Below are 1,204 nucleotides of genomic sequence, written 5' to 3' on the forward strand. Positions count from 1 at the left end.
TTTCACATTTGATTCTTCAAAATGAGGCATGACATATTTTGAGAATCGTTCCATTGATTTTATTGTTTCTTCATGACTGATTACACCAAAGTCGAAATAAATGATAACTTCTTCAATACCAGATGCTTCGATTTTTTTCAATTCTTTTACTACATAATCTGCATCGCCAACAATAATACTTTCTTCACCTAAATCATTCGTTTTAATCGTTTTCAATCGCTCAACAATTTTTGCGAAGTATTGGATATTTGGAGGTGCCATTGTAATATCATCTGGAAATGCAGGAACAAGTCCTTCGAAATATTGCAGCATCCGTACTTTCGTTGCTTCTGTTTCTTCGGGTGTTTCTGTTATGTTTAAGAAATAGGAACAAATTGCTTTTTTATCTTTATAGCCGTTTTCTTCCGACAATTTTTTAAATTCATTAACGGCTTGGTCAATGCCACCATACACTTGGGACGCAGCGAATGGTGCAAACATGACATTTTCCCCCATTTCCGCAGCTTTTACTAAGGATCCACGGCTGAAGGAAGCCACATAGATTGGTGGATGTGGATCCTGTACTGGTTTAGGTGTAATCTCAATTTCTGGGAACGTAAAGAACTCTCCTTCATAAGAAAACTTTCCTTCTGTCCATGCTTTCTTCATAATATCTAATTGTTCAAAGAAAATCTCACGACTTTTCTTAAAGTCAATTTCAAATACATCATATTCACGTTTATCATATCCTCGACCAGCAGAGAAAATAGCTCTACCATCACTAAGTAAATCTAGCAGTGCATATTCTTCTGCCATCCGTATTGGATGGTTAGCAGGTAATAAGACTGTGGCAGGTGCCAATTTAATTTTTTCTGTTTTTGCCGCAATGTAAGACAATGCCACAGATGGGGATGGAAGCACTCCTAACACATTAAAGTGATGCTCTGGGAGCCATACGGAATTAAAACCTAATTCTTCTGCGTAAACCGCCTGATCTACCACATCTTTAATGTACTCATTTGGATCTCTTCGATCTTGACCAAATTCAATCGGATTATCTGTAAGTGTAAAATAACCAAACTTCATAAATGTACCTCTCCTTTTTACTCTTTATAAGTTGTTAACGATAGTTTAACTTCATTCAACTATGTTATACACAATATTAAACGCTTACATATAGGTTTGTCAATAGTATTTCAAATACTTTAAAAAATTTTTAATATTT

The 1,204-nt window shown here is 35.1% G+C and carries 1 protein-coding gene; it reads right to left on the minus strand.

Annotation, left to right across the window (positions count from 1 at the left end; all coding sequences use genetic code 11):
• A partial coding sequence (locus ACHABU_RS20655) for an LLM class flavin-dependent oxidoreductase (RefSeq protein WP_435766836.1) occupies nucleotides 1-1,065 on the minus strand: 1,065 nt, incomplete at its 3' end.
• Nucleotides 1,066-1,204 lie beyond the last annotated feature (139 nt).

It is taken from the genome of Oceanobacillus sp. CF4.6 (assembly GCF_051262635.1).
Taxonomy (GTDB): Bacteria; Bacillota; Bacilli; order Bacillales; family Amphibacillaceae; genus Oceanobacillus.